Below are 7,397 nucleotides of genomic sequence, written 5' to 3' on the forward strand. Positions count from 1 at the left end.
GCGGGAAGGCGCGCACGGCCCAGCGGTAGTGCGTGCCGGCCTTGCCGAGGCCCAGCAGGCCGGTGACCCACAGGATGGTGCCGAGGCCGATGAGGTAGGCCATCTCGCCGTACGTGGTGTCGCCCGGTCGGGCCGACGCGGTGCCGGCGAAGGACACCCAGAGCCCGAACGCGGCCACCGCGAAGGAGGCGAGCGCCCAGAACAGGCTCATGCGGGGGGCGCGGAGCCAGGCGTCGGCGGCCGGGTCCGGGGCCACCTCGGCCCAGGCGCGCAGCAGCCGGCGCATCGCGCGGTCCCGCCGGACGCACCAGGCGAACCAGAAGCCGGTCGGGATCATCACGCCCGCCCCGAGCAGGGCGAAGACCGCGCCGTAGATCACCGAGAAGGGGTCCGGGGCCTCGAAGGACATCAGGGCCGCGCCGACGAGGGACCAGCCGACGGTGAAGACGGTGGCCACGGCCCAGAGCAGGAGCAGCCGGCCCGGGCCCAGGCTGCGCCGGTCCAGCTCCCGCAGGATGCGCGCGCGGTCGGCGCGCAGGGCCTGCGCGGAGGCTTCGTCCAGCCGGGCCCGTACGGGCGCGGGCGGCGGCGGGGGCGGCAGGTCCGGGTATGTCATGCGCATGAACCTACCCAGGGCGGGCCGCCCCGCGGCTCAGGACCCGCCGGTGTCGGCGCCGGTGGCCTCCACCTCCACCTCCACCGACTCGAACCGCCAGCGGTGCACCGCGCGCGTGATCAGGTCGGCCGCGGGCTCCGGGAGTTCGGGGAGGTCGGCCGCCAGGCCCTCGGCCGCCTCCCACCAGGTGATCACCAACACCCGGTCCTGCGGGGCCCGCAGCACCTCCCGGCGGACCGGCTCCCGGGCCAGGACCTGCGCGCGGGCCCACTCCAGCAGCTCGGCGCCGCGGCCGTCGGCGGCGCGGGCCTCCCACATCAGCGCGACGGTGCTCATGAGTACAGGTTGTCCTTGCTCAGCTCGTGAACGTGGTCGTGGTCGTGGCTGTGCCCGTGGCCGTGACCCTGGCCCTCGCCCTGCTCGTCCCCGTCCTCCCGGCCGACGCCCGGCACGTGCGGGTCCGTCACCGGCAGCGAGGAGTCCGCCGACAGGTCCCAGTCCGAGGCGGGACGGTTCCGCTTGACCATCTCCGCGCCCAGCGCCGCGACCATCGCGCCGTTGTCCGTGCACAGCTTCGGCCGCGGCACCCGCAGGATGATCCCCGCGTCGTCGCAGCGCTCCTGCGCGAGCGCCCGCAGCCGGGAGTTGGCCGCGACCCCGCCGCCGATCATCAGGTGGTCGACGCCCTCGTCCTTGCAGGCGCGGATCGCCTTGCGGGTCAGCACGTCCACCACGGCCTCCTGGAAGGACGCCGCGACATCGCGCACCGGCACCTCCTCGCCCGCGTTCCGCTTCGCCTCGATCCAGCGGGCGACCGCCGTCTTGAGCCCGGAGAAGGAGAAGTCGTACGCCGGGTCGCGCGATCCGGTCAGCCCGCGCGGGAAGTTGATCGCCTTGGGGTCGCCCTCCTTGGCCAGCCGGTCGATGACCGGGCCGCCGGGGAAGCCGAGGTGCAGCACCCGCGCGATCTTGTCGAAGGCCTCGCCCGCCGCGTCGTCGATGGTCGCGCCCAGCGGCCGCACGTCGGAGGTGATGTCCGGGGCGAGCAGCAGGGAGGAGTGCCCGCCGGACACCAGCAGCGCCATCGTCGGCTCCGGCAGCGGCCCGTGCTCCAGCTGGTCCACGCAGATGTGCGAGGCCAGGTGGTTCACCCCGTACAGCGGCTTGCCGAGCGCGTACGCGTACGCCTTGGCCGCCGAGACGCCGACCAGCAGGGCCCCCGCGAGGCCGGGGCCGGCGGTGACCGCGATGCCGTCGAGGTCGCGGGCGCTGACCCCGGCCTCCTTCAGGGCGCGCTCGATGGTCGGGACCATCGCCTCCAGGTGGGCGCGGGAGGCCACCTCGGGCACGACGCCGCCGAAGCGGGCGTGCTCGTCGACGCTCGACGCGACCGCGTCCGCCAGCAGGGTGGTGCCGCGGACGATGCCGACGCCGGTCTCGTCGCAGGAGGTCTCGATGCCGAGGACGAGGGGTTCGTCAGCCATGGGTCTCACCTTGTACGGGTCCGTCCGCGGGGACGGAGAGTGCGGGATCGGAAAGGCGCATCACGAGCGCGTCGACGTTGCCGGGCTGGTAGTAGCCCCGGCGGAAGCCGAGCGGCTCGAATCCGAAGCGCTCGTAGAGCTTCTGGGCCCGGGTGTTGTCCACCCGCACCTCCAGCAGCACCTCGGCCGCCTCGAACGCGGTGGCCGCGCGCAGCAGGTCGGTCAGGAGCCGGGCGCCGAGCCCGGTCCCCCACTGGTCGCGCGCGGCGGCGATGGTCTGTACGTCGGCCAGGTCGCCGGCGGCGGCCAGCCCTGCGTAGCCGACGAGCCGGCCATCGGCGTCCTCGGCCACGACGTAGTGGCGGGTGGCGTGCGGGCCGCGGGCGTGGGCGAGCTCGGACCAGAACATTCCGGCGGACCAGGCGTCCTCGGGGAACAGCTCCTGCTCCAGTTCCAGCACGGGCCCGATGTCCCACCAGCGCATCTCGCGCAGTACTGCCGTCACTGCGGGGTGACCACCTTGTAGTTCTTCGGCACCTGCGCGTCGGGCCGGCGCAGGTACAGCGGCGTCGGGGGCAGGAACTCCTGCCCGGCCGCGAGCCGGTGCACCGCCAGCGCCGCGAGGGCGGCGGCGCTCTGGTGCTCGGGGCCGCGCGCGTCGGGGAACACCTCCGGGTACAGCAGGGCGCCCTGTCCGACCGCGGGCAGCCCGGCGACCCGTTCGGCGATCTCGGCCGGGCGGTCCACGGCGGGCTCGCCGATCCGGGTGAGCGGGTCCTCGTAGCGGGCCCAGTAGACCTCCTTGCGTCGCGCGTCGGTGGCGACGGTGAAGGGGCCCTCGATGCCGGCGGCGCCGGCGGCGTACGCGAGGCCGTCGAGGGTGCACAGGCCGTGCACGGGGATGCCGAGGACGGAGGCGAAGGTGGCGGCCGTGGCGAGGCCGACGCGCAGGCCGGTGTAGGGGCCGGGGCCGACGCCGACGACGATGCCGGTGAGGGCGTCGAGCTTCAGCCCGGCCTCGGCGAGGACCCGGTCGACCGACGGCAGCAGGAGCTCCCCGTGGCGGCGGGCGTCGACCTGCTGCGACTCGGCGAGGACGTTCTCGCCGTCGTGCAGGGCGACGGTGACGGCGGGCGTGGCGGTATCTACAGCGAGCAAGAGCACGCGAACAGCCTACGACTCCCCGGGCCCCGGCCCTCGCGGCCGGTCGTGGGGCACCCCTGCTGCTACCTTCGACCCCAGGATTCGATCGCGGTATTCGAACCCCGGGAGTCGGTCCGGTGGTCTGCCGGACCCGGCGCACCGGGAAGCACGAGAGGTGGGGCAAGTGGGACGCAGCAGCTCGGGAATCGTGGCCGGGCTCACGGCCGCGGCATTGGCCGCGGTCGGGTTCCTCGGCTACCAGGCCTCGGCGACCGCGCCCGCGCCGTCCGCGCACGAGGCTGCCGCGCCGTCGGCTGCGCCCTCCGCCGCGGCGCCCGCGCCGGCGCCCGGCCCGGCGAAGCCGAACGCCGTGCCGGCCGACTCCGGTACGGGTACGCGCGTCGTGTACTCGGCGGCCCAGAAGCGGGTGTGGCTGGTCACCGAGGACGGCAAGGAGCCGAAGACGTTCACGGTGGTGCCGAGCACGGTGCACCCGAAGCCGGGCACCTACCTGGTGAACTCCCGCTCGAACGCGGTCACCGGCTCGGACGGGGTGCCGGTCGAACACGTCGTCCGCTTCGCGATCGCCGAGGGCAGCGGGGTCGTGATCGGCTTCAGCGCCCGCGTGGACGGGAAGCTGCCCGAGCCCGATCCGACGCGGAAGACCGGCGGCATCCGGATGAGCCGGGCCGACGGCGAGGCGATGTGGGCCTTCGCGACCCGCAACTCCAAGGTCGTCGTCGTTCCCTGATTTCACCCGGACGGAGGAGTCAGGCCGCCTCGGGCTCCGGGGCGGCCTGCGCGTGCCGGCCGGGTCCGCGGCCCTCGGCCGCCCTGCCCGCGCCGGCCGGTGCGCGGTCCTCCTGCCCGGCGCGCGCGTGCGCCGGCGGCGTCGAGACGGCGGTGGCGGCCGCGCCCGCGGCGAGCAGCACGCCCATGGGCACGGCGGACAAGGCTTCCCTCGGCACGGCCGGCCTGCGGGGGTCGCGCGGTGCCGCTGCTCCTGTCGACATGGCTGCCTCCTGGCCCGGGCCGGCCGTACTTAGGTAGGCCTAACCAGCCCTGCGTACCATGTGACCACGCCGCCCCTTCCGGCGCAATATCTTGCCGACACCTTGTCGGTACCGCTTGAGGCCCGGCCCGGCCCCGGCCCCGGCCGCCTGCCGTCCCGGCCCGGGCCCCGGCCGCCTGCCGACCAGGCCGACCGCCGACCGGGCCGACCCGGGCCGGCCGGCCTCAGCCCGCCGCGACGGCCCCGAGGCCTGCCAGCAGACCCGGTGCGGCCCAGCGCTCGCCGACACCGCGCACGGTGACCTCCCGTACGTCATCCAGGACCTCCTCGTGGCCGACCGCCCGCGCGATCACCACGTGCAACCGGTCGTCCGAGAGGTCCTCGACCTTGCCGTCGCCCCACTCGACGACGACCACGGACTCGGGCAGCGAGACGTCGAGGTCCAGGTCCTCCATCTCGTCCAGCCCGCCGCCCAGCCGGTACGCGTCCACGTGGACGAGCGCCGGCCCGCCGCGCAGCGAGGGGTGCACCCGGGCGATCACGAACGTCGGCGAGGTCACCGCCCCGCGGACACCGAGCCCCTCGCCGAGCCCGCGGGTCAGCGTGGTCTTGCCCGCGCCGAGCTCCCCCGTCAGCAGGACGAGGTCGCCGGGGCGGAGCAGGCCGGCGATGCTGCGGCCCAGCGCCTGCATGGCCGCGGGCGAGTCGACGGTGATGCGCGCGTCGGCGGCGCCTTCAGGATCCCGAGATCCCCGCGCCGGGGTGAGAGGGGCTTCCAGCGGTACTTCTTCCATGTCCGCCAACGTTAGCCGTTGTGGGCACCGCACCGGTGCGCGCGAGCAGCTCGGCCAGCAGCCCGGTCACCGTCTGCGGGTACTCCAGCATCATCAGGTGCCCGGCCCGCTCCAGGACGACGAGCTCGGCGGCCGGCAGCGCGTCCTTGATGGCCTGGCTGTGCGCGGCCGGGGTGATCATGTCGCGGTCCCCGGCGATGACGGTGACGGGGATGTCCGCGAACCGCTGGAGGGCCTCCGTCTTGTCGTGGGCCTGGAAAGCCGGGTAGAACTCGGCGACCACGTCGATGGGGGTGGCCTCGATGAGCCGCTCCGCGAACCGGGCGACGCCCGGGTCCACCTCGCGCGGGGCGCCGAACGAGTACAGCTTGATCATGCCGGCGAACAGGTCCGCGGTGGCCCGGCGTCCCCGCTCCACGAGCTCCACCTGAGAGCCGAGCGCCTTGAGCACGGGCGGCAGGATCCGGCGCACCGCCCCCACGCCCAGGGCGGGCAGACCGTACGTCACCTCGTCCAGACGGCCGCTGGAGGTGCCGACCAGGGCGATCCCGAGCACCCGGTCGCGCACCAGCTCCGGGTACTGCTCGGCGAACGCCATGATGGTCATACCGCCCATGGAGTGACCCACCAGGATCAGCGGGCCCTCGGGGGCGGCGGCGTCGATGACGGTCTTCAGGTCGCGGCCGAGCTGGTCGATCGTCACCGGCTCGCCGTCGGCCTGGGCGAAGCCGCGGGCGCTGCGGCCATGGCTGCGCTGGTCCCAGTACACGGCGCGGACGCGGCCCCGCAGGGCGGCGCGCTGGAAGTGCCAGGAGTCCTGGGCCAGGCAGTAGCCGTGGCAGAACACCACCGTCGGCGCGGGCGGGGCCTTGCGGCGCAGACGTGAGCGCGACCGCTTGGCGGGGTCCTCGTCCGGCTCGTCGAGCTCGTAGTGGAGCTCGGTACCGTCCTCGGCGTAGGCGGCGCCCGGCGTTCCGCGCAGGGAGCCGTAGTCGCCGGCGGCGTCGAGCGCGAGGCGCGCCTTGCGGCGCACGCTGCGCCCCACCGTGATCCGTTCGGCGGCGACACCGGCCGCCGCGCCCGCGGCTATCACGCCGATCACGGCCCCGGCCCAGCCGGCCCTGCGCCAGTTCTCGCTCACGCCCTCGTCCTCAACTCAACTCAGCCGTTGCGGTAGACGCGGGGTACGCGCCCTCCGATACGGGTGACGATCTCATACGCGATCGTCTGTGCCGCCTGAGCCCAGTCCTCGGCGGTCGGTTCGCCGTGCTCGCCGCTGCCGAACAGGACGGCCTCGTCCCCCGCCCGCACCTGGGCCCCGGGGCCGAGGTCGACGACGAACTGGTCCATCGCGACACGCCCGGCGACACGCCGGACCCGGCCGCCGACGGAGACCGGGCCGCGGCCGGAGGCGTGCCGGGGGATGCCGTCGGCGTACCCCGCGGGGATCAGCGCGAGGGTGGTCTCGTCCTCGGTGACGTAGTGGTGGCCGTAGCTGACGCCGTGCCCGGCGGGCACCGTCTTCACCAGGGCCACCGACGCCTTGAGGGTCATCGCCGGGCGCAGCCCGAGCCCGGCGGGCGTGCCGAGCTCGGGGGCGGGCGAGACGCCGTAGACGGCGAGGCCGCAGCGCACCAGGTCGAAGTGGCTGTCCGGGATGGTCAGCGTCGCGGGCGAGTTGGCGATGTGCCGGACCTCGGGCTCCAGCCCCTCCTTCTCGGCGTACGCGAGCATGTCGCGGAACACGGCCAGCTGAAGCTGGATGGAGGGGTGCCCGGGCTCGTCGGCACAGGCGAAGTGCGACCAGACGCCGGTGACGCGGACGGTGCCCTCGGCCTCGGCGGTGGCCGCCGCGCCGACGAGCTCCGCCCAGTCGGCGGGCTGGCAGCCGTTGCGGCCGAGGCCGGTGTCGGCCTTGAGCTGGATCCGGGCGGTCCGCCCGGCGGCCCGGGCGGCTGCGGTCACCTCGTCGAGGGCCCACATCCCGCTGACGGAGACGTCGACATCGGCCTCGATCGCCTCCCGCCAGGGTCCGCCGGGGGTCCACAGCCAGCACATGATCCGGCCGCCGATCCCGGCCGCGCGCAGGGCGAGCGCCTCCTCCGGGGTGGCGGTGCCGAGCCAGGTGGCGCCGGCGTCCAGGGCCGCGCGGGCACAGGGGACCGCGCCGTGCCCGTAGGCGTCCGACTTGACGACGGCCATGAGCTCGGCCCGGGGAGCCCGCGCGCGCAGTGCGCGCACGTTCGCCCGTACGGCGTCCAGATCGATCTCGGCGTACACGCGCCCCGGTGTCTCGTTCATCGCCCCCAGTCTCTCAGAGCCCTCCCCGCACCCGCGCGCCCGCCGTT

General features: G+C 74.9%; 10 protein-coding genes. 1 reads left to right on the plus strand and 9 read right to left on the minus strand.

What is annotated here, in order from left to right; all coding sequences use genetic code 11:
- From HYE82_RS31595 to tsaB, 5 genes are all read right to left on the minus strand, one after another.
- On the minus strand, positions 1 to 616 hold a 616-nt coding region (locus tag HYE82_RS31595; RefSeq protein WP_179177632.1), incomplete at its 3' end, for a hypothetical protein.
- A gap of 36 nt (positions 617 to 652) precedes the next feature.
- Complete coding sequence (locus HYE82_RS31600; RefSeq protein ID WP_179177633.1) at positions 653 to 952, minus strand: hypothetical protein; 300 nt, start codon at positions 950 to 952, stop codon at positions 653 to 655.
- The gene (gene tsaD, locus HYE82_RS31605) at positions 949 to 2,100 is read right to left on the minus strand and encodes a tRNA (adenosine(37)-N6)-threonylcarbamoyltransferase complex transferase subunit TsaD (protein WP_179177634.1); all 1,152 of its coding nucleotides are present in this window, start codon (positions 2,098 to 2,100) and stop codon (positions 949 to 951) included. Before tsaD ends, HYE82_RS31600 begins: the two co-directional genes overlap by 4 nt.
- Positions 2,093 to 2,584 (minus strand): ribosomal protein S18-alanine N-acetyltransferase, encoded by a 492-nt coding sequence (rimI, locus tag HYE82_RS31610; RefSeq protein WP_179177640.1) that lies wholly within the window; start codon positions 2,582 to 2,584, stop codon positions 2,093 to 2,095. The genes tsaD and rimI overlap by 8 nt, the downstream gene beginning before the upstream one ends.
- Before the next feature lie 17 nt (positions 2,585 to 2,601).
- Positions 2,602 to 3,264 carry a tRNA (adenosine(37)-N6)-threonylcarbamoyltransferase complex dimerization subunit type 1 TsaB gene (gene tsaB / locus HYE82_RS31615; RefSeq protein WP_179177635.1) on the minus strand — a complete coding sequence of 221 codons (663 nt, stop codon included), beginning with the start codon at positions 3,262 to 3,264 and terminating at the stop codon, positions 2,602 to 2,604.
- Positions 3,265 to 3,427: 163 nt separating this feature from the next.
- Between tsaB and HYE82_RS31620 the strand changes: the two genes are divergently transcribed.
- Positions 3,428 to 3,994 carry a L,D-transpeptidase gene (locus HYE82_RS31620; protein ID WP_179177636.1) on the plus strand — a complete coding sequence of 189 codons (567 nt, stop codon included), beginning with the start codon at positions 3,428 to 3,430 and terminating at the stop codon, positions 3,992 to 3,994.
- 19 nt (positions 3,995 to 4,013) lie between these two features.
- Here the strand turns inward: HYE82_RS31620 and HYE82_RS31625 are convergent, their stop codons facing one another.
- The 4 genes from HYE82_RS31625 to alr form a co-directional block, all read right to left on the minus strand.
- The gene (locus HYE82_RS31625; protein WP_179177637.1) at positions 4,014 to 4,256 is read right to left on the minus strand and encodes a hypothetical protein; all 243 of its coding nucleotides are present in this window, start codon (positions 4,254 to 4,256) and stop codon (positions 4,014 to 4,016) included.
- Between the two features lie 223 nt (positions 4,257 to 4,479).
- Complete coding sequence (tsaE, locus tag HYE82_RS31630) at positions 4,480 to 5,049, minus strand: tRNA (adenosine(37)-N6)-threonylcarbamoyltransferase complex ATPase subunit type 1 TsaE (protein ID WP_306439662.1); 570 nt, start codon at positions 5,047 to 5,049, stop codon at positions 4,480 to 4,482.
- On the minus strand, positions 4,991 to 6,190 hold the full coding sequence (locus tag HYE82_RS31635) for an alpha/beta fold hydrolase (protein ID WP_179177638.1): 1,200 nt from the start codon (positions 6,188 to 6,190) through the stop codon (positions 4,991 to 4,993). Before HYE82_RS31635 ends, tsaE begins: the two co-directional genes overlap by 59 nt.
- Before the next feature lie 20 nt (positions 6,191 to 6,210).
- Positions 6,211 to 7,350, minus strand: coding sequence for an alanine racemase (gene alr, locus HYE82_RS31640; RefSeq protein ID WP_179177639.1), 1,140 nt, complete (start codon positions 7,348 to 7,350; stop codon positions 6,211 to 6,213).
- Positions 7,351 to 7,397: the final 47 nt, after the last annotated feature.

Origin of the sequence: Streptomyces sp. BR123, assembly GCF_013401435.1 — a bacterium.
GTDB lineage: Bacteria > Actinomycetota > Actinomycetes > Streptomycetales > Streptomycetaceae > Streptomyces.